Annotated in this window: 17 protein-coding genes; 9 read left to right on the forward strand and 8 right to left on the reverse strand. The window is 66.5% G+C overall.

Annotation, left to right across the window (positions count from 1 at the left end; translation table 11 throughout):
• Window positions 1-45 precede the first annotated feature (45 nt).
• Both H7X47_RS23465 and H7X47_RS23470 read right to left on the reverse strand, forming a co-directional pair.
• The gene (locus tag H7X47_RS23465) at window positions 46-1272 is read right to left on the reverse strand and encodes a threonine ammonia-lyase (RefSeq protein ID WP_193371204.1); all 1227 of its coding nucleotides are present in this window, start codon (window positions 1270-1272) and stop codon (window positions 46-48) included.
• Window positions 1273-1327: 55 nt separating this feature from the next.
• Window positions 1328-3706 (reverse strand): penicillin acylase family protein, encoded by a 2379-nt coding sequence (locus tag H7X47_RS23470; protein ID WP_193371205.1) that lies wholly within the window; start codon window positions 3704-3706, stop codon window positions 1328-1330.
• 192 nt (window positions 3707-3898) lie between these two features.
• Between H7X47_RS23470 and H7X47_RS23475 the strand changes: the two genes are divergently transcribed.
• Window positions 3899-4840, forward strand: coding sequence for a cation diffusion facilitator family transporter (locus H7X47_RS23475; RefSeq protein ID WP_193371206.1), 942 nt, complete (start codon window positions 3899-3901; stop codon window positions 4838-4840).
• Between the two features lie 127 nt (window positions 4841-4967).
• Window positions 4968-6824 carry an ATP-dependent zinc metalloprotease FtsH gene (gene ftsH, locus H7X47_RS23480; RefSeq protein ID WP_227010745.1) on the forward strand — a complete coding sequence of 619 codons (1857 nt, stop codon included), beginning with the start codon at window positions 4968-4970 and terminating at the stop codon, window positions 6822-6824.
• A 7-nt stretch (window positions 6825-6831) separates the two neighbouring features.
• Here the strand turns inward: ftsH and H7X47_RS23485 are convergent, their stop codons facing one another.
• Window positions 6832-8355 (reverse strand): malonate--CoA ligase, encoded by a 1524-nt coding sequence (locus H7X47_RS23485; RefSeq protein WP_193371207.1) that lies wholly within the window; start codon window positions 8353-8355, stop codon window positions 6832-6834.
• Window positions 8356-8382: 27 nt separating this feature from the next.
• Entirely contained in the window at window positions 8383-9063 is a 681-nt protein-coding gene (locus H7X47_RS23490; RefSeq protein WP_193371208.1) for a GntR family transcriptional regulator, read from the reverse strand.
• Window positions 9064-9236: 173 nt separating this feature from the next.
• Here H7X47_RS23490 and H7X47_RS23495 point away from each other — a divergent pair, with 173 nt between their 5' ends.
• The 7 genes from H7X47_RS23495 (at window position 9237) to H7X47_RS23525 (ending at window position 16817) form a co-directional block, all read left to right on the forward strand.
• Window positions 9237-10244 (forward strand): TRAP transporter substrate-binding protein, encoded by a 1008-nt coding sequence (locus H7X47_RS23495; protein WP_193371209.1) that lies wholly within the window; start codon window positions 9237-9239, stop codon window positions 10242-10244.
• 101 nt (window positions 10245-10345) lie between these two features.
• Complete coding sequence (locus H7X47_RS23500; protein WP_193371210.1) at window positions 10346-10864, forward strand: TRAP transporter small permease; 519 nt, start codon at window positions 10346-10348, stop codon at window positions 10862-10864.
• Entirely contained in the window at window positions 10861-12189 is a 1329-nt protein-coding gene (locus H7X47_RS23505) for a TRAP transporter large permease (RefSeq protein WP_193371211.1), read from the forward strand. The genes H7X47_RS23500 and H7X47_RS23505 overlap by 4 nt, the downstream gene beginning before the upstream one ends.
• A 25-nt stretch (window positions 12190-12214) precedes the next feature.
• Window positions 12215-13633 (forward strand): malonyl-CoA decarboxylase, encoded by a 1419-nt coding sequence (locus H7X47_RS23510; protein WP_193371212.1) that lies wholly within the window; start codon window positions 12215-12217, stop codon window positions 13631-13633.
• A gap of 161 nt (window positions 13634-13794) precedes the next feature.
• The gene (locus tag H7X47_RS23515; protein WP_227010746.1) at window positions 13795-14955 is read left to right on the forward strand and encodes a type III PLP-dependent enzyme domain-containing protein; all 1161 of its coding nucleotides are present in this window, start codon (window positions 13795-13797) and stop codon (window positions 14953-14955) included.
• A 6-nt stretch (window positions 14956-14961) separates the two neighbouring features.
• Entirely contained in the window at window positions 14962-15813 is an 852-nt protein-coding gene (locus tag H7X47_RS23520; RefSeq protein ID WP_193371213.1) for an alpha/beta fold hydrolase, read from the forward strand.
• Window positions 15810-16817, forward strand: a complete 1008-nt coding sequence (locus H7X47_RS23525) for a YheT family hydrolase (RefSeq protein ID WP_227010747.1) — start codon at window positions 15810-15812, stop codon at window positions 16815-16817. The genes H7X47_RS23520 and H7X47_RS23525 overlap by 4 nt, the downstream gene beginning before the upstream one ends.
• A 73-nt stretch (window positions 16818-16890) precedes the next feature.
• On the opposite strand, the gene H7X47_RS23530 is transcribed toward H7X47_RS23525, so the two are convergent.
• The 4 genes from H7X47_RS23530 to H7X47_RS23545 form a co-directional block, all read right to left on the reverse strand.
• On the reverse strand, window positions 16891-17553 hold the full coding sequence (locus H7X47_RS23530; RefSeq protein ID WP_193371214.1) for a peroxiredoxin: 663 nt from the start codon (window positions 17551-17553) through the stop codon (window positions 16891-16893).
• A gap of 113 nt (window positions 17554-17666) precedes the next feature.
• Window positions 17667-18629: a porphobilinogen synthase gene (hemB, locus tag H7X47_RS23535; RefSeq protein WP_322096533.1), complete on the reverse strand. Its 963-nt coding sequence runs from the start codon at window positions 18627-18629 to the stop codon at window positions 17667-17669.
• 181 nt (window positions 18630-18810) lie between these two features.
• On the reverse strand, window positions 18811-19392 hold the full coding sequence (locus tag H7X47_RS23540) for a cysteine hydrolase family protein (protein WP_193371216.1): 582 nt from the start codon (window positions 19390-19392) through the stop codon (window positions 18811-18813).
• 66 nt (window positions 19393-19458) lie between these two features.
• Entirely contained in the window at window positions 19459-20781 is a 1323-nt protein-coding gene (locus H7X47_RS23545; RefSeq protein ID WP_193371217.1) for an O-acetylhomoserine aminocarboxypropyltransferase/cysteine synthase family protein, read from the reverse strand.
• Window positions 20782-20805: the final 24 nt, after the last annotated feature.

Below are 20805 nucleotides of genomic sequence, written 5' to 3' on the forward strand. Positions count from 1 at the left end.
GCAGGCCGGCGCAACATCTGGATGATCCCGATCTGGTGAGGGCCGCTAGACGCCGTCCCCCGAATGGGCCGAGAGCACCCGGGTGGGAAAGCCGTTCTTCTCCAGGCTGGCGATGATCTCGTTCACGTGCTCGGAGTTGCGGGTTTCCAGGACCACGTCGATGTCGGCGCGCTTGGCCGGTACATCGTGGAACAGGCGCTGGTGATAGACCTCGATGATGTTGGCGCTGGCGCGGCCGATGATGTCGGCGATCCTTGCTAGGGTGCCGGGCTGGTCGACGATGCCGATGCGCAGGCGCACCATGCGGCCGTCGCGCACCAGGCCGCGGGTCAGGACGCCGGAGAGCAGGCGCACGTCGATGTTGCCGCCGCAGATGACGGTGACGACCTTGCGACCGGCGAAGCGCTCAGGATCGTTCAGGATCGCCGCCACGCCCGCGGCACCGGCGCCCTCGGCGACGATCTTCTGTTCCTCCACCAGGCGGTGGATGGCGATCTCGATCATGGTCTCCGGCACGATGGCGATGTCCTCGACCAGTCGGGAAATGATCTCCTGGGTCATCTTGCCGGGGTTCTTGACCGCGATGCCGTCGGCCAGACTACTGCCGCCGGGCAGCTCGCCGCGCCCCTTGAGAGCGTTGGCCATGGAGGGGAAAAGCTCGGTTTCGACGCCGATCATCCGGACGTCCGGCTTGGCGTCCTTCACCGCGATGGAAATGCCTGAAATGATCCCGCCGCCGCCAATCGGGACGACGATGGTGTCCACCTCCGGCAGGTCTTCCATGATCTCCAGGCCGATCGTACCCTGGCCGGCAATGACGTCCGGGTCATCGTAGGGATGGACGAAGGTGAGGCCTTCCTCCTCGGCGATCTGACGCGCTGCCTGGGCCGAGGCGTCAAGGGTATCGCCGGTCAGCACCACGCGGGCGCCGAAGGCCCGGGTGCGCTCGACCTTGGAGAAGGGGGCGAACTCGGGCATGACGATGGTAGCCGGTATTCCCAGCCGCTGGGCGTGGTAGGCGACGCCCTGGGCGTGGTTGCCCGCCGACATGGCGATGACGCCGCGCTTGGCCTCCTCGGGGCTCAGGCTCGAGAGCCGGATGCAGGCGCCGCGATCCTTGAAGGAGCCCGTGCGCTGCAGGTTCTCCAGCTTCAGGTAGAGCTCGCAGCCCAGAACCTCGGATAGGCGGGCCGCGGGCGCCAGCGGGGTCCGGATTACCTGCCCTTTGAGGGCTTCTGCCGCCCTGCGGATGTCGTCGATGGTCGTGGTCAAGGCCGTCTCCCCCGGGCCGCTGCGTCTGTGCGGCACCTCGTAAATCAATGGTTGGCTATTTTTGGGCCGGCAGCAAGGTAAGCTGTCTTGCCAGCGCCCAGGTTTCCGGAGCCAGCGACACGGTCAACCCGTCGCGCCAGCGCGGCGCCAGGTTGCCGTAGAGGTCGGAGAGCGGGTTGCCGGACTGGCCGGTGGCGATCATGAAGCGCGAGCGATCGAGGTCGCTGAGGTCATAGACCGCGCGGAAGCCGGCGCCGTGGACATCCTCGAACAGGTGCTCGGCGCTGCCGCCCAGGCGGGGCGAGGCCCGGTTGACCGTGTCATTGCCACCGTCGGTTTCGACGCTGTAGGTAAAATAGGGGCCGATTACGGGAATGCGGCTGAGAATGGGATGGGCGAAGCGCGCCAGGTGGGCATCGCCCCAGCGCCAGGCCGACATGTCGCTGCCGAAGCGCTCTTCCAGGAGATCGAGCGCGTCTTCCAGGGCCTTCTGGATCTGGGCGTCGCAGCTCTCGGCCCCGTCGCTGCCGACGGTATCGCACCACTGGCTGTCCGCGGCGAGCATGCGTTCCAGGGCATAGGTGCCGCCGTCGAGGTACTCCAGGTAGTCGGGGCCGAGTTCGTCCTCCAGGATCGCTTTGCCCAGGGCCCAGACCCAGGCCTGCAGGATCAGCGGTTCGGGGGCGTTGCGGTGCATCTGCCGGTCCCAGGAGCGCAGCAGGGCGGTCGCCTGGCGGCCCCGCACGCTAACCGGCGTCACGCCCAGCAGGTGGGGCAGGATGCTGCCGGCGGAATTGGCGACGATGTCCTGCTGCAGCACCACGGAGTCGGTGACGCTGTGGTTGCCCGCGGCGCCGGACAGCACCGCGCCGATACGCTCGGCGCGATAGGGCGGCGGCCAGTCGACGGCAATGAGGTGCGGGAAGCTGTCAGGCACAATCTTGTTGTTGGCGTTGACGATCACGCCGCTGCGCGGGTTGTCCCGGGACGGCAGTTCTTCGAAGGGGACGAAGCCGATCCAGTCGAATTCACCGCTCCATCCGGGCACTGGATACTGGCCGTTGCCGGCGCGGCGCACCGGCACGCGGGCCGGCGCCAGGAAGCCGATGTTGCCGGCGGTGTCGGCGTAGATGACGTTCTGCTGCGGCGCGTGGAACTGCCTGAGGGACTCGCGAAACTCGGCCCAGTCCTGGGCGTGGTTCATGCCGTAGAGCGCGTCCGGGGTGCGGTCGTCGGCGCGCAGCGCCGGCCAGGCGAGGGAGAGCACGGCGCCGGTCTCGCTCGGACCTTCCGGGATCACGTCGCTCATGACCGGACCGTGACGGGTCTCACGCACCACCAGTGTGATGGACTCGCCGCCGGTGAGACGGATGAACTCGTCGCGGACCTTGAAGTCCTCGACACCCTCCGGGGTCAGGTACTGGTCGGGGTTGTCCGGCGAGATGCGCTCGATGAAGAAGTCCTGGGTATCGCTGTGGGTGGTGGTGAGGCCCCAGGCGACGTGCTCGTTGTGCCCCAGCAGCACGAAGGGCACACCCGGCGCCGTGGCGCCGGCAAGGGTGATCCCCGGCGCCTCCAGGCGGGCCAGAAACCAGACTCCCGGTGCCTCCAGGGGCAGGTGCGGGTCGTTGGCCAGGATCGGGCTGCCGCTGCCACTGCGCGCGCCGCTCAGGGCCCAGGCGTTCGAAGCGCCGGTCGGTGCCAGGGAGGGGGGGAGCAGGTTGGCCAGCTGGCGGGCGACGGAGACGTCGATCAGGTCGGAAAGTTGGGCGATGGTGACCGGGGCGTCGCTGGGGTAGGCCGGCCACAGCTGGGCGATCTGCTCCGGGCTGAAGCGGCCCGCCAGGCGGGCGCGGCTCAGTTCGTCGCGCCAGTTCTCCGACAGGCGCAGAGCCATGATGCGGCCCCACAGCAGGGAGTCGACCGGGCTCCAAGGTTCGGGCTCGTAGCCCAGCACCTGGAACTCCGGGGCCAGCGGGCCGGAGCGGGTCTGAAGGTAGCCGTTCACGCCATCGGCGTAGGCTTCCAGGGCCGCCAGGGTTTCGGGTGCGAGGTGCGACAGGTTGGCTTCGGCAAGCTGGCGGAAGCCGAGGGTGCGGAAGAAGCGGTCGTGCACCAGGGTCGCCCGACCCATGACCTCTGAGAGGCGGCCCGAGCCGACGCGGCGCATGAAATCCATCTGCCACAGGCGCTCCTGGGCATGCACGAACCCCAAGGCGCGGTAGAGGTCGAACTCGGTTTCAGCCTGGATGCGGACCAGGCCGTCGTCGTTGCGCGAAACCTTCACCGGTCCGTCGAGGATTGCCAGGGGTATATCGCCCTCGGTCTGCGGCAGGGAGCCGCGCAGCCACAGGAACCCGCCCCCAGCCGTGAGGAGGGCGAGGACCACCAGACCGCCCAGCCCGTACAGGAGGATTCGCCGAATTGCTTTCATGCCCTCTTATACCGCCTTTGCCCCGGCTGAGCTGTGACTCCTTTATCAGGGTCGAACTGCGGAGAATGCCAGTTAAAATCTTGATAGATCATTTCCCTGCTTCCATCTGCCTCGGGTATGGTCGCCGGGCGCGCCGGGACTCCCAGTTTTGGGAGATAGCTGCGCAGGGCGGAATTGTTAGGGGACGAAGGAATGGCGGCTCAGGGTTCCAAGAAGGTGATCGTCGCGGCCTTGGCGGGCAATAGCCTAATTGCCGTGACCAAGTTCTCGGCCGCCGCCTTCACCGGCAGCTCGGCGATGTTCTCCGAGGGCATTCACTCGGCCGTCGATACGGGCAACCAGGCCTTGCTGCTGTACGGGCTGAAGCGCGCCGCGCGCCCGGCCGATGCGCGCCATCCTTTCGGCTATGGGCCGGAGATCTACTTCTGGGCCTTCGTGGTCGCCATCCTCATCTTTGCGGTCGGCGCCGGCGTTTCCTTCTACGAGGGGGTTCAAAAGCTGCTGGATCCCCATCCGATCACCGACGCTTACGTGAACTACATCGTCCTCGCCCTGGCGATGGTCTTCGAGGGGGCGGCCTGGTGGGTTGCCTACCGGGCGTTCAAGCGAGGTAAGGGGAAGCTCGGTTACCTGAAAGCGATCCAGGTCAGCAAGGATCCCTCCATCTTCACCGTGCTGCTGGAGGATACGGCGGCCATGGCGGGCCTGGTGGTGGCCTTCGCCGGGATCCTGCTGGGCCAGCTCCTGGACATCCCGGAGCTGGACGGCCTCGCGTCCATGGTCATCGGCCTCATTCTGGCTCTGGCGGCAGTTCTGCTGGCTTACGAGACCAAGGGGCTGCTGATCGGTGAGGCGGCCGACCCGGCGCTGGTCCAGCAGCTGCGCGGCATCGTGCAGGGCCACAAGGCGGTGTTCCGCATCAACGAACTGCTCACCCTGCACCAGGGCCCCCAGGACCTGCTGGTGACGGTCAGCGTCGACTTTCACCCCAACCTGACCGCCGACGAGGTGGAGGCGGCGATCACCGAGCTGGAACAACGCATGAAGCAGACGGACGGGGCGGTTCAGAGGGTTTTTATCGAGGCCCAGTCCTGGCGGGCCCACCAGGCCGGGTTGCGAGGCGCCGGAACCTAGGTTTAGCAAGGTGTTGCGCCCGGTTGTGCCGTCATGAGATGAATCATTCCCCTGCCGCACGCAGCCTGATATGAGCTAAGATAAACTGCTGGTTCGACTTTTTCTGCCTGATGCGCTGGAGAACCTGTTGAAAGACATCGCGAAGTGGTGGCCCATTCTTCTCATCGGGGCGGTGCTTTTCGCCCTGATGTTCAGCATGCGCGATGTGGCGCCGCCGCAACCTCATCGCACGGTGCTGGCCTACAGCGAGTTCAAGCAGCTGCTGCGCAACCACCGGATCAGCGATATCCGGCTGTCGGAGGATAAGGCGGAGGCGACGGTACGGCCCGCCGGCGGCGATCTGGGGGCCGACCAGGACGAGTACATCCAGGTGAATCTACCGAGCATCGACGATCCGGAGCTGATGCCGCTGATCGAAACCTCCGGCGCGGTGGTGACCGTGGCGCCGAAGAAAGAGGAGGGGGGAAGCTGGCTTTTCAGCCTGCTTCCCTGGCTGATCTTCCTCGGCATCTATTTCTGGTTCTGGCACCGCATGCAGAGCAATCTCGCCGGCCGTTTCGGCGGACGCGATCCTGCTGAGTTCCTGGCCGGCTCGGCCAGCAAGGAGGTGAAGCGCAAGAAGCGTGTGACCTTCGACGACGTGGCCGGGCAGGAGGGGGCCAAGCGCGAGGTGGCGGAGCTGGTGGACTTCCTGCGCGACCCGGAACGCTATCAGCGCCTGGGCGCCGAGCCGCCGCGCGGTGTGCTGCTGATGGGGCCGCCGGGCACCGGCAAGACGCTGCTGGCGCGCGCTCTGGCCGGGGAGGCCGACGTCAATTTCTATCACACTTCCGCTTCCGAGTTCATCGAGATGTTTGTCGGCGTCGGCGCCTCGCGCGTCCGCAAGATGTTCGAGGAGGCGAAGAAGCGCGCGCCCAGCATCATCTTCATCGACGAGCTGGATGCCGTCGGGCGGGTGCGCGGCACGGGCCTGGGCGGCGGCAATGACGAGCGCGAGCAGACCCTGAACCAGATACTGGCTGAGATGGACGGCTTCAGCGGCCACGAAGCCGTCATCATTCTGGCGGCGACCAACCGGCCGGACGTGCTGGACCCGGCGCTGCTGCGGCCGGGGCGCTTTGACCGCCATGTTACGTTGGAGCTGCCCGACCGCGAGGCGCGCGAGGCAATTCTCAAGGTCCACACCAAGGACATGCCCCTGGCACCCGACGTCGACCTGGAGATCATCGCCAGCGCTACGCCCGGCTTCTCCGGCGCCGATCTGAAGAATCTCGTCAACGAAGCGGCCATGGCGGCGGCGCGCGCCAGCCAGCGCTCCATCGAGATGCACGACTTTGAAGAGATGCGCGACAAGGTGATGATGGGAACGGTGCGCAGCCTGGCGATCCGTCCGGAGGAGAAGCACCGCCTGGCGGTGCACGAGGCGGGCCATACGGTGGTGGCCCACTTCCTGCCGAAGGCGGACCCGATCTACAAGGTGACCATCATTCCGCGCGGGCGCGCGCTGGGCGGCACTCATATGCTGCCGGAGGAGGAGCGCCACACCCTGCCGGAGGATTACCTGAAGGACCGTCTGTCGGTGATGCTGGGCGGCCGCACGGCCGAAAAGGTGCTGCTGGGCAGCGTCAGCTCAGGTGCCGACGACGATATCAAGAACGCCACCCAGACGGCGCGCGCCATGGTGTCGCGTTGGGGCATGTCGGAGGAGATCGGGCCGGTCGACCTGCGCCAGAGCGAGGATCACCCCTTCCTCGGCCGCGAAATCGCCCAGCCGCGCCGCTTCAGCGAGACCACCGCGCACGATGTGGACGCCGCCGTGTCCCATCTGCTGCGGGAGGCCGAAGCGCGGGCGGAGGAGATCATCACCGAAAACGCGGCGGGCATGAAAAGCCTGGTTCAGCGCCTGGAAGAGCGCGAGACGCTCAGTGCCGAGGAGGTCGATGCCTGCCTCGGGGGCGCGAAGGCGCGGGGTTCTGCGGCTTGAGCGCCGTCTAGGCGGCCGAGCTGAAGCTGTCCTTGAAGCGGTCGCGCAGAGTGTTTTTCTGCACCTTGCCCATGGTGTTGCGCGGCAGTTCATCGACGAAGAAGACCTTCTTGGGCACCTTGAAGTTGGCCAGTTCCGCCTTGGCGGTCTCCTGGATCGCCTCGGCGGAAACTTCCGGTCCGCCGTTCTGGCGCTTGACGACGGCGACCACCGCCTCGCCGAAGTCCGGGTGCGGCAGGCCGATCACCGCTGACTCGTCGACCCCTTCGATACCGTCGATGCACAGCTCGATTTCCTTGGGATAGACGTTGAAGCCGCCGGAGATGATCAGGTCCTTGGAGCGTCCGACGATCTGTACATAGCCGCGCGCGTCGATCGTCGCCAGGTCGCCGGTGATAAAGAAGCCATCGGGGCGGAACTCCTCGGCGGTCTTTTCCGGGTTGCGCCAATAGCCCTTGAAGACGTTGGGGCCCTTGACCTCCAGGATGCCGACCTCGCCCTGGGGCAGGGGATTGCCCGCCTCGTCGGCGATGCGGGCCTCGACGCCCGGCAGGGGATGCCCGACGGTGCCGGCGATGCGCTCCCCATCCAGCGGATTGGAGGTGCTCATCGTCGTTTCGGTCATGCCATAGCGCTCGAGGATTCGGTGGCCGGTGCGGGCTTCGAACTCCTGGAAAGTATCGGCCAGCAGCGGCGCCGAGCCGGAGACGAAGAGGCGAATGCCGGCGCAGACCTCTTTTGTAAGGCGCGGGTTCGCCAGCAGCCGCGTGTAGAAGGTCGGCACGCCCATCATCGCGGTCGCGCGGGGCAGCAGGTCGATCACCGTGTCCGCGTCGAAGCGGTTGAGGAACAACATGCGCGCGCCGCTCAACAGCACGCAGTGGGTGGCGACGAAAAGGCCGTGGGTATGGAAAATCGGCAGGGCGTGAATCAGCACGTCGTCCGCCGTGAAGCCCCAGTAGTCACGCAGGGTCAGGGTGTTGCTGCCCAGGTTGTCGTGGCTCAGCATCGCCCCCTTGGAGCGGCCGGTGGTGCCGCTGGTGTAGAGTATTGCGGCCAGGTCGTCCGGCTCCCGCGCCACGACGCCGACCTCCGGGTCCAGGTCGCGGCTGCGCTCGATCAGGCTGCCCGCGCCGTCGCCGCCAAGGGTCAGCACCACCTCGGTGCCGGCCTGCTTCGCCGTCTCGGTCAGGCTGTCTTCGGCCTGCGGGTCGCAGACCAGAACGCGCGGCTCCGCGTCGCCGAGGAAGTAGGCGACTTCGCCGCCCTTGTAGGCCGTGTTGAGCGGCAGGTAGACGCCGCCACAGCGCAAAACGGCAAGGTAGAGCAGAAGCGCTTCCGGTGACTTGTCGATCTGCGCCGCCACGCGATCGCCGGGTTGCACGCCGCAATCCACCAGCAGCCGCGCGATGCGCCCGGAGCCCACTTCGAAGTCGGCGTAGCTCATGGTGCGCCCCTCGGGCGTCTCCAGCACGGTTTTGCCGCGGTCGGCGGGGAAATTCTCGGTCAGTTTTGTATAGAGATTGGTCATGGTCGTCTTCTGCCGCCCGGCCGTGGCCTAGGCGGTCATCGCATGGACGTAGGACTCCGGCAAGGCGGAGATGAGGTCGGTGAAGACGTCACCCTGGATGGTGACGTGATGGGACATCGCTTTTGCCGCGGCTTCGGCGTTGCCGTCGAGAATGGCGTCGACCACCGCACGGTGCTCCTTCCAGGACTTCATGGTCCGCCCTGGGTGGTGCAGCTGGAAGCGCCGGTAAGGCTGCAAGCGATTGCGCATGTTGCGCGTGGTCTCTTCCAGGTAGGTGTTGTGGGTGCCCGCGTAGATCACTTCGTGGAAGCAGCGGTTGGCGTCGTAGTAGGCATGGGCCTCGCCCTTCTCGGCCAGTTCCCGGCAGTCCTCGTGGACCTGGAGCAGCTGGTCGCGCTCTTCCGCGGACATGCGCCGCGCCGCCAGCTTGGCGCAGAAGGATTCCAGCTCGGCCATTACCTCGAACATGTGCAGAAGCTGGGTGACGGTAACGGTGGCGACCACCGCGCCCTGGCGCGGCCGGAGTACCACAAGGTCGGCAGCCGCCAGCTCCCTCAGCGCCTCGCGCACCGGCGTCCGCGAGACCCCGAAGTGCTGAGCCAGCTTGCTCTCGTCCAGGCGCGAACCCGGCGGGCGCTGACCGGAGAGGATTTCGCCCTCCAGGCGGTCCCGCAGTTCTCGCGCAAGCGGTGCGGCTTTGGGTTTCATGGGGGAAGTATATCCGCATGCAAAAGACTCGAGCAAGCATGCACTTTGTAAAATCTTGTATACAAGGCTGGACAGCCCGGGTGGCGGGCGTTAGAGTTTTGATCAGAATAAGCGGCAAGTGCGGCGCAAAGCCGCCGTCTGCCGAGTAATAAGCAACCGGGAGGAACCGAGTGATGTCCAAGACACTGCGTAGATTCATGTGCGCGGCCGCGGTGGTCGCGTCTTTTGCCGTAGCCGGCTCGGCCATGGCAGCGAACGTGACGCTGAAAGCTTCGCACCAGTGGCCAGGCGGCAAGGGTGACGCGCGCGACGAGATGGTGCAGATCATCGCCAAGGAAATCGCCGCGGCCGACGTCGGCCTGGAAGTGCAGGTCTATCCGGGCGCTTCGCTGTTCAAGCCCAAGGAACAGTGGAACGCCATGGTCAAGGGCCAGCTGGATATCTCGGCTTTCCCGCTGGACTATGCCAGCGGCCGGCACCCGCAGTTCAGCGCCACGCTGATGCCGGGCCTGGTGAAGAACCACGACCATGCGCTGCGGCTCAACAAGTCGCCCTTCATGGCCGACATCAAGAAGATCATCAATGATGCCGGCGTCATCGTGCTGTCCGACGCCTGGCTCGCCGGCGGCTTCGCCTCGACGAAGAACTGCATCCTGGGCCCCGATACCATGAAGGGGCAGGTAACCCGCGCGGCCGGTCCGGCTTTCGAGCAGATGCTGGCGGGTGCCGGCGCCTCGATCGCATCCATGCCGTCGTCGGAAATCTACACCGCGATGCAGACCGGCGTTCTGGACGCAGCCAACACCAGCTCGGGCAGCTTCGTCTCCTATCGCATCTACGAGCAGGTGAAGTGCTTGACCGAGCCGGGCGACCACGCCCTGTGGTTCATGTACGAGCCGATCCTCATGTCCAAGCGCAGCTGGGACAAGCTGGACGATGCGCAGCAGAAGGCCCTCATGGCGGCCGGCAAGAAAGCCGAGGAGTACATGACGGAGCAGGCCAAGGGCCTGGATCAGAAGCTGGTCGACGTCTACAAGAAGAACGGTGTCGAGGTCGTCAAGATGTCCGCCGAGGATGCGGCAGCTTGGCGCGAAATCGCCAAGATGACCTCCTACAAGAGCTTCTCCGAGAACGTTCCCGGCGGTGACAAGCTGATCGAAGAGGCCCTGGCCGTCGAGTAAGCTCAGTTCGTTTCGAAGCAGGGCGCCGGGGGTCGAGGGCTGCCGGCGCCCTTGCTTTGTGAGAGACTTGTACCGCTGATTCTCAACCTGCCGAGGTTGCCTTGGATCTCTTCGTCACAACCGTTCGCCGACTCTCGCAGCTCTGCGGAATCGTCGCGGCCCTGACCCTGGCCGCCGCGGTTCTCGTGGTCTGCCAGATGGTGGTCCTGCGCTATTTCCTCAACGAGTCGACGGTCTGGCAGACCGAGTTCACGACCTACAGCATTGTCGGCGCCACGCTGATCGGCAGCCCCTATGTGCTGCTGCGCCGCGGCCACGTGAACGTCGACCTGCTGCCGATATACCTGCCGCATCGGGCACGCCTGATCCTGGCTTTCGTCGCTTCCGGCCTGGCGCTGGCTTTCTGTGTTGCTCTGGTCTATTCCGGGGCCGAGCTCTGGCTCGATGCCTGGCAGGGCGGCTGGACGACGGATTCGATCTGGCGGCTGCCGCTGTGGATTGCCTATGCACCGATCCCCATTGGCATCGGTCTTTTGTGCCTGCAGTACGTCGCCGACATTCTCTGCCTGATCACGGGGCGTGAGATGCCCTTCGGACTGGAACAGGGAGATCAGCCATGAGCCCGCTGGAGATCGGCGGCGTCATCGGTGTGGTCACCATCCTGGTGCTGGCGACCGGGGTTCCCATCGCTTTCGGCCTCGGCATTGTGTCGATCGGGTTCCTCATCATTTTCGACGGCTGGGGCAGTCTCGGCATCGTCGCTGACACTTTCTTCGCCGGCATCGGGGAGTTCGCCCTGGTGTCGATTCCCATGTTCGTGCTGATGGGGGCCGCCGTGGCCTCCTCGCCGGCGGGTAAGGACCTTTACGAGGCGCTCGAGCGCTGGCTGTACAAGGTGCCCGGCGGCCTGATCATCTCCAATCTCGGGGCCTGCTCGATCTTCGCGGCGCTCTCCGGCTCCTCGCCGGCCACCTGTGCGGCCATCGGCAAGATGGGCATCCCGGAGATGCGCCAGCGCGGCTACCCCGACGGCCTGGCCACCGGCGCCATCGCCGCCGGCGGGACCCTGGGGATCCTGATCCCGCCGTCGGTCACCATGATCGTTTACGGCATCTCCACCGAAACCTCCATCGGGCGGCTGTTCATCGCCGGCCTGCTGCCGGGCTTGATGCTGACCTGCCTCTTCATGGCCTGGTCGCTTTATGCCGCCTGGCGCGGGGGTTACCGTTTCGCCCTGACCGACGTGGGCTACAGCCTGCGGCAGAAGCTCGAGGTCCTGCCGCGCGTGCTGCCTTTCCTGCTGATCATCGCCGGGGTGCTCTACGTGCTCTACGGCGGCATTGCCACGCCCTCCGAAGCGGCGGGCGTCGGGGCGCTGTTCTGCGTGCTGCTGGTGGTCGTGATCTACGGCCTCTTCCTGCGCTCCTGGTCGCCGCTGCGCATCTGGGATATCCTCGGCGATTCCATGCGCGAATCGGTGATGATCCTGATGATCATCGGCGCCTCCGCCCTGTTCAGCTATACGCTCTCCAGCCTCTTCGTTACGCAGTCGATTGCCGAGTGGATCGCCGACCTGGATGTCAATCGCTGGGTCCTGATGGCGATGATCAACGTGTTTCTGCTGGTTTGCGGCTTTTTTCTGCCGCCGGTCGCCGTCATCCTGATGACGGCGCCGATCCTGCTGCCCATCGTGACCCTGGCGGGCTTCGACCCCTACTGGTTCGCGGTGATTTTCACGATCAACATGGAAATTGGATTGATCACGCCGCCGGTGGGCCTAAATCTTTACGTAATCAATGGTATAGCACCGGACGTGTCCTTGCCGACGATTCTCAAAGGGGCCTTGCCCTTCATGTTGGCGATGGCCCTGGGGATTGTCCTTTTGTGTGTCTTCCCGGAGATCGCCACCTGGCTGCCGGATGCGATCATGGGGCCTGGGATCTAGAGCCGGTACTTGGAAAGGAAACCTGATGTCCGAGGTGCAACAGGAGACCTTGGTCGAGCGGACCCTGACGAATCTGGCGACGGCCTGGCGCGATATCGCCCAGTCCGCCGCGCGTACCGTCGGGCTGTCGAGGGCGCCGGCCTCGACCAAGCCGGAGTCCCTGAAACGCCTGATGCAGGATTGCCTGGAGGCGCGGGGCGGGGAGGTATCGGCGCGCATGCGCGCGGCGGCTCTTGGCCGGGTGTACCTGGAGCAGGACGCCGAGGGCCGTAAAGGCTTTCTCACCGTCCTGGCCCATGAGTTCGCGGTGCCCGGCGAAGCGGTGGAGGAGGCCATGGCCGCCTACCAGGCGGCGATGACCGATGCCGAGCGCCTGAAGGCGGAGCGCGTGCTGCGCCAGGCGCTGCAGCCGCCGCGCCTGCGCCTGCTGACCCAGTTCAACGCCCTGCCCGAAGGGGTCAAATTCCTGGTCGACCTGCGCGCCGACCTGCTGGCCCTGCGTAGTGACGACCCCTATCTGCAGGGCCTCGACGACGATCTGCGCGAACTGTTGTTGTCTTGGTTCGACACCGGTTTCCTCGACCTGCGCGCCATCGACTGGGACTCGCCGGCATCGCTCTTGGAGAAGCTCGTCGCCTACGAGGCGGTGCACGAGATCACCTCCTGGCAGGATCTGCGCAACCGGCTTGATTCCGACCGCCGCTGCTATGCCCTGTTTCATCCGCGCATGCCCGACGAGCCGCTGGCCTTCGTCGAGGTCGCGCTGGTCCGCGGCATGTCCGCCTCCATCCAGGCGCTGCTCGACGAGAAGGCGCCGCGAATGGACCCGACCCAGGCCGACGCCGCGATCTTCTATTCGATTTCCAATACGCAGAAGGGGCTGAAGCAGATTTCTTTCGGGGACTACCTCATCAAGCGGGTCGTGCAGACGCTCTCCCGCGAATTCCCGAAGATTAGGATCTTTTCGACCCTGTCGCCCATTCCCGGTTTCCGGCGCTGGCTGGACAACCTCTCGGAGGGCGACCTGGCGGCGGGCTTCACGCCCGAGGACCTGGCCGTGCTGCCGGCGATCGGCAAGGAACGCGGCCTGAAGCAGATCATCGAGGAGATGCTGGGCACGCGGAACTGGCACCAGGACCCGGCGATCTCCGCGGCCCTGCAGAAGCCGCTGACGGTGCTGGCGGCGCGCTATCTGACCTCTAAGCGCAAGGACGGTCAGCCGCTCGACTCGGTCGCCCGTTTCCATCTGCGCAACGGGGCGCGCCTGGAGCGGCTCAACTGGCTGGGCGACACCTCCGCCAACGGCATGGCCTGGTCGGCCGGCCTCATGGTCAACTACCGCTACGTGGTCGACGACGTGGAGTCCAACCACGAAGCCTACATGAAAGACGGCCACATCGCCGTGGGCCAGGAGATGCGCAGCCTGCTCAAATCCAGCCGCTAAGCGTCGGGCTTGCCCCTGCGCCTCCTGGGGTTAAGCTGACGGCCTGGTTTCCAGGGCACTCTTCTCCGGGGCTTTCTTCTTGTGGCCGCGGCGCTTGCTTCCTATAGAGGAAGCCTTCAGGGTTTCGTTTCGACATTCCTCGCGGGCATAGGTTCTTCGCTTTGGCGATCGACAAAGGCCAGTTCACCGACGTTACGGCAGTCGCAAAGGCGCTGCAGCCCAGCTATCCGGTCTATTGTGTGCGCCCGGAGGTGCTCGCCGGCTCGGCCAAGCGCTTCATCAGCCAGTTTCCGGGCACGGTGCTCTACGCGGTGAAGTGCAATCCTCACCCGCTGGTGCTGAACGCCCTCTACCAGGGCGGCCTGCGGCACTTCGATACCGCCTCGCTGGCGGAAATTGCGCAGATCTCCGACGCTTACAGCGACGCCCACACCTATTTCATGCACCCGGTAAAGGGCCGCGCCGTCATCAAGTCGGCTTTCAAGGTCTATGGCGTCCGCCATTTCGTGGTCGATCACATTGACGAGCTGAACAAGGTGGTCGAGGAAGTCGGCGCCTCGGGCAACACCATCATCGTGCGGGTCAATACGCCGCCGGCCGATGACGCGCTCTATCACCTGGCGGCCAAGTTCGGCGCCGGTCCGGGGGAGGCGGCTGAACTGATGAAGGCGGCCGCCGGGCGGGGCGCTTCCGTCGGCCTGGCCTTCCACGTAGGCTCCCAGTGCCGCAGTCCCGAGGCTTACGGGACAGCCCTGGACATTCTGGGCGATGTCATCCGCAAGGCCGGCGTCGAACCGGCCTGCATCGACGTCGGTGGCGGCTTTCCGGCGGCCTACGGCGACCGGCCGGTGCCAGCCCTCGACACCTTCATGGCGGCCATCCGCGACGGTCTGAAGCGGCTGAAGCTCAGCCCCACGGTGGAGATCTTCTCCGAGCCGGGGCGGGCCCTGGTCGCCCACGGCTGCTCCCTGCTGACCCAGGTACAGCTGCGCAAGGACGATCGCCTCTACATCAATGACGGCATCTACGGCAGCCTGTCGGAAATGTCCCAGGTGGCGATCCGCCTGCCGGCGCGCCTCATCCGCCTCGCCGGTCCGGTGTCCGACAAGCTCGGCGAGTTCGTTCTCAACGGCCCGACCTGCGATTCCCTCGATGTGCTGCCCGGCACCTTCGCCCTGCCGGAAGACGTGCGCGAGGGCGACTGGATCGAAATCGACCAGGTCGGCGCCTATTCCAACGCCCTGGCGACGCGCTTCAACGGCTTCTATCCCGAGACTTTCGTGCAGGTCTTCGACGCGCCGCCGGCCCTGGCGGTGGCCTGATCCGGCATGGGCGCGGTGCGCGAAGACAGCCTGCGGTGTCTCTCCAGGAGCGGCTTTCACGAACTGGCCTACCGGGAATCGGGGCCGGACCATCCGGTGCCCGTCCTCTGCCTGCACGGGCTGGCGCGCAACGCCCGCGACTTCGACACCCTGGCGGCGGACCTGGCGGCGGCGGGCCGGCGGGTCGTCTGCGCCGATGTGGTCGGGCGCGGCGACAGCGGCTGGCTGCGCGATCCCCTGGACTACGGCTACCCGCAGTACCTGGCCGACACGGCGGCGCTCATCGCCCGCCTGGGCAGCCGCCAGGTCGACATCGTCGGAACTTCCATGGGCGGTCTGATCGGCATGATGCTGGCCGCCCAGCCGGACAACCCGATTCGGCGCCTGGTCGTCAACGACGTTGGCCCCTTCATTCCAAAGGCGGCGCTGGCGCGTATTCTCGACTACTTCGGCGAGGATCCGCGGTTTGCCGGTCTGGCCGAGGCGGAGGCCTATCATCGGCGGATCTACCGCAGCTTCGGCGACCTCAGTGATGCCCAATGGCGCCACCTGACGGAGACCTCGCTGCGCCGCGACGGCGATCAGTGGCGTCTCCACTACGACCCCCGGATCGCCGAACCGATGCGCGCGGTGGAGATGGCCGATGTCGATCTCTGGCCGCTGTGGGATGCGGTGAGTTGTCCGGTGTTGGTGCTGCGCGGAGCCGAGTCAGACCTGCTGCTGCCGCAAACGGCGGCGGAGATGAAAGAACGCGGCCCGCGCGCGGAGCTCATCGAATTTCCCGGCTGCGGTCACGCGCCGGCCCTGCTCGATCCCGCGCAGATCGCGCCGCTGCGGGACTGGCTCGCGGGCGAATGACCTCCGCATCGACGGAGGAGCCGCTGGACGCCGGCGCCTTCCGGCCGCGCTTTCCCTGGTTCGGCGGCGACCTCCAGACCCTGCGCAACTTCCTGCTGCGCCCCCGGCACGACCTCGACCCCTGGCCGGCGGAGCGCCTGGAGCTGCCCATGCGCGACGGCAGCGGCGACCGCCTGGTGGCCAGCCTGCACCGCGCGGGCGCGGCCGGCGCCCCGCTGGTGGTGCTGATCCATGGCCTGACCGGCTGCGAGGACAGCCTCTACCTGCGCGCCTCGGCGGCTTTCTGGCTGGCGCGGGGCCGCGACGTGATCCGCCTCAACCTGCGCGGCGCCGGGCCGTCGCGCCCGCTCTGCGGCGAACAGTACCATGCCGGGCGCAGCGGCGACCTGCGCGACGCCCTGCTGGCCCTTGCGGCGCAGCCGGGCCTGGACCTTGAGGTCGGCCTCCACCTGGTCGGCTATTCCCTGGGCGCCAACATGCTGCTGCGCTTCCTGGCGGAGGAGGCCGAGGCCTTCCCGGTCGTGGGCGCGGTCAGCGTCTCGGCGCCCATCGATCTGAAGGCCACCCAGCTTCGCCTCATGCGGCCGCGCAACTGGGCCTATCACCGCTACCTGCTGAACAACATGCGCCAGGAGGCCCTTTCGGCGCCGCGCGGGCTCTCGGCGGAGCAGGAGGCGGCGATCCGCAGCGCCGACAGCGTCTTTGCCTACGACGAACTGGTGATCGCCCCGCGCAACGGCTTCGCCGGCGCCGACGACTACTACCGGCAATGCTCGGGCCTGCGCTTCCTGCCGGCGATCAAGACGCCGACGCTGCTGGTCCAGGCCAAGGACGATCCCTGGATTCCCTCGGCGGCCTACGAGACCTTCGACTGGGAGTCGCATCCGGCCCTCTGGCCGCTGCTGAGCCCGGCCGGGGGGCATGTCGGTTTCCACGGCCGCGGTGCGCGCGAGGCCTGGCACGACCTGGCGGCGGAAGCCTTCTTCGCCCGCCTGCAGGATTGAGCGAGGGAACTTAACGGCAAAGGCCGGCACCCATCTGGCTCCCGGCCTCTTTTTTTGTGCCTTGCGACCGCGGTCAGGCGGCGGGCTGCTTCACCACCCGAAGGTAAGGCTTCTGCTCGTCCCAGCCGTCCGGGAACATCTTCTTGGCATCGTCGTTGTTCACGGCGGGCACGATGATGCAGTCCTCGCCCTGCTTCCAGTTCACCGGCGTGGCGACCTTGTGCTTGGCGGTCAGCTGCAGGGAGTCGATGACCCGCAGCACCTCGTCGAAGTTGCGCCCGGTGCTCATGGGGTAGGTGATCATCAGCTTGATCTGCTTGTCGGGGCCGATGACATAAACGTTGCGCACCGTCGCGTTGTCGGCGGCCGTGCGCCCCTTGGCGGCGTCGCCGGCGTCGGCCGGCAGCATGCCGTAGAGCTTGGCGACCTTCAGTTCGGAGTCGCCGATCATCGGATAGTTGGGGGCGACGCCCTGCGTGTCTTCGATGTCCTTGGCCCAGCGATTGTGGTCCTCGACCGAGTCGACGCTGAGGCCGATCACCTTCACGTTTCGCTTATCGAACTCGGGCTTCATCTTGGCGACGTAGCCGAGTTCTGTGGTGCAGACAGGCGTGAAGTCCTTGGGATGGGAGAACAGCACGGCCCAGCTGTCACCGATCCAGTCGTGGAACTTGATCTGGCCTTCGGTGGTGTCCGCGGTGAAATCGGGAGCGGTGCTGCCTATCTGTAACGCCATTGTCGTATCCTCCTCGATTGCTTGTTTATTGTCTTAAGACATGGAGTTTCCGACGGCCGCTGCAAGGGTGGCCGAAGGAGACTACGGAAAAGCGCCGTCGGGTCGGGCGCGCCTCAGCCGGCCTTGAGCAGCTTGGCGGTTTCGACGGCGGTATAGGTCAGTACGGCGTCGGCGCCGGCCCGCTTGAAGGCCATGAGGCTTTCCATCACCGCCCGGTCGTTGTCGAGCCAGCCGTTGCGCGCGGCGGCCTTCAGCATGGCGTACTCGCCGCTCACCTGGTAGGCGAGGGTGGGGACGGCGAAGGCGTCCTTCACCCGCCGAACGATGTCGAGATAGGGCAGGCCCGGCTTGACCATCACCATGTCGGCGCCTTCCTGAAGGTCGAGCGCGACCTCGCGCAGCGCCTCGTCGCTGTTGGCCGGATCCATCTGGTAGGTCTTCTTGTCGCCGATCAGGGCGCCGCCCGAGCCCACCGCTTCGCGGAAGGGGCCGTAGAAGCAGCTCGCGTACTTGGCGGCATAGGCGATGATCTGCACCTCCTGCAGGCCGCTGCCGTCCAGGGCCTCTCGAATGGCGCCGATGCGGCCGTCCATCATGTCGGAGGGCGCGACCACGTCGCAGCCCGCCTGGGCCTGGACCAGGGCCTGCTGGCACAGCACCTCGACAGTCTCGTCGTTGAGGATCTTCCCGTCGCGCACCAGGCCGTCGTGGCCGTCGCTGTTGTAGGGATCCAGGGCGACGTCGCAGATGATGCCGACCTCGGGAAAGGCCCGCTTCACTTCACGCACCGCACGGCACACCAGGTTGTCCGGGTTCAGCGCCTCGCGCGCGTCCGGGGTCTTCAGCGCCTCGTCGGTGTAGGGGAAGAGGGCGAGGGCCGAAATGCCCAACTCGGCGGCGGCCCCGACGGACTCGACCAGGCAGTCCAGCCCCAGGCGGTCGACGCCCGGCATGGCCTCGATCGGCTGCTTTCCGCTGCCGCCGTGCACGAAGATCGGCCAGATCAGGTCCTCGGTGCCCAGGCGATTCTCGGCCACCATGCGGCGCACCCAGGCGGCGCTGCGGTTGCGGCGCATGCGGATCTGCGGATAGGCGCCCAGGGCCTCCGGGCGCTCGGCGGCGCTCTCGCCGGCTTCCTGCGGCACCGGCCGCAGGCTCGCCCCGCCTTTTCGAATAAACTCGGTCATGCTTTCATCCGATTCCCGGGCCAGCCGGCCCGTTGTCCGCTGCGATGAGCAGAGTTTAGTCACCCTGTGATCAGGGCACAACCAGCGCCCCCACCGCCGCCAGCACCCCCTCGGTCGAGGCGACCACCGCGTATTCGCCGCTGAGATGCGCCAGACTGAGCGCATGAACCTCCTCGGCCGCCCAGTGCCGGCCCTCCAAATCCACCACGTCGACGCTGGCCGAGGCGTCGGCGACGACCCAGGTATCGAAGCCCAGGTTGCTCGCCATGCGCACCGTGGCGTCGACGGAGTTGTGCAGCAGCACGCCGGCGACCACCACCGCCTCGACGCCACGGTCCCTCAGCGAGGCCTCCAGGCCGGTGTCGATGAAGGCGTTGTGGGTGCGCTTCTGCACCAGGATCTCTCCGGCGTCGGGCCCCAGCGCGTCCTTGAAGTCGCAGCCCGGCTGTCCCGGGCGGTAGGGCGAGTCGGCCTCGCGCGAGAGGTGCTGCACATGCACCACGGGCCGTCCCCGTTCACGCCAGGCGGCCAGCAGTCGCGCTGTGCAGGCTTCGGCGCCGGGGTTGTTGCGGCGGCCCCACTTGGGATCGTCGATAGCCTTCTGGAAATCGACGATCACCAGGGCCGCGTTGTTCGCGAGCCTCTTGGTCATGATCTGGTATCGCCGCGGAAGAGGGGGGCGCCTGCAAGCGTCCCCCTCACGCCGTGGCCGCTTGCCTTATTCGGCGGCGACGGCGCTGCGCACCGTCGTCAGGGCCTGGTCCAGGTCGGCCAGGATGTCGTCGATGTGCTCCAGGCCGATCGACAGGCGCACGTAGCCGTCGGTCACGCCGGTCGCCAACTGGTCCTCGGCCGAGAGCTGCGAGTGCGTGGTCGAGGCCGGATGAATCGCCAGGCTGCGCGCGTCGCCGATGTTGGCGACGTGGTAGAACAGCTTCAGCGCGTCGATGAACTTCCGCCCGGCCTCCAGGCCGCCGGCCAGCTCGAAGCCCACCAGGCCGCCGTAGCCGCCGGTCAGGTAGGCGTCGGCGCGCCGCCGGTTCTCGCCGTCCTGCAGCGAGGGATGGATGACCTTGACCACTTCCGGGTGCCCATTCAGGAACTCGGCCACCGCGGCGCCGTTGCGGCTGTGCTCGCGGATGCGCAGCGGTAGCGTTTCCAGGCCCTGCAGGAAGAGGAAGGCGTTGAAGGGGCTGAGGGCGTAGCCGAGGTCGCGCTGCAGCGTCACCCGCGCCTTCAGGATGTAGGCGATGGGGCCCAGCGGCTTCACCGCCTCGGTCCAGACCGCGCCGTGATAGCTCGGGTCCGGCTGATTCAGCGAGGGGAAGCGCGCCGCGTGCTTCTCCCAGTCGAAGGTGCCGCCGTCGACCAGCAGGCCACCGATCGAGGTGCCATGCCCGCCAATGTACTTCGTGGTCGAATAGACGACGATGTGGGCGCCGTGCTTCAGCGGCTGGCAGATCACCGGCGCGGCGGTGTTGTCGACGATGAGCGGCACGCCCAGCTCCTCGCCGATGGCCGCGACCTCGCTGATCGGGAAGACCTGCAGCTTCGGGTTCGGCAGGGTCTCGGCGTAGTAGGCGCGGGTCCGATCGTCGGTGGCCCGGCGGAAATTCTCCGGATCGCTGGGGTCGACGAAGCGCACTTCGATGCCGAAGGTCTTGAAGGTGTTGGCGAAGAGGTTCCAGGTGCCGCCGTAGAGGTCGGTCGAGCTGACGATGTTGTCGCCCGTGCCGGCGATGTTCTGGATCGCCATGGCCGAGGCCGCCTGGCCGGAGGAAACCGCCAGGGCCGCCGCGCCGCCTTCAATGGCGGTGACGCGCTGCTCCAGCACATCGCAGGTCGGATTCATGATCCGCGTGTAGATGTTGCCCAGTTCCTTCAGGGCGAAGAGGTTCGCCGCGTGGCCGGTGTCCTGAAACTCGTAGGAAGTGGTCTGGTAAATCGGCACGGCGACCGATCCGGTGTGCGGATCGCTGCGGTAGCCCGCGTGCAGGGCGAGAGTTTCCGGATTGGTCGTGGTCTTGGTCGAGTCTGCCATGGGATGGGCCCTTTCAATCAGACA

Source organism: Pelagibius marinus (assembly GCF_014925385.1).
Taxonomy (GTDB): domain Bacteria; phylum Pseudomonadota; class Alphaproteobacteria; order Kiloniellales; family Kiloniellaceae; genus Pelagibius; species Pelagibius marinus.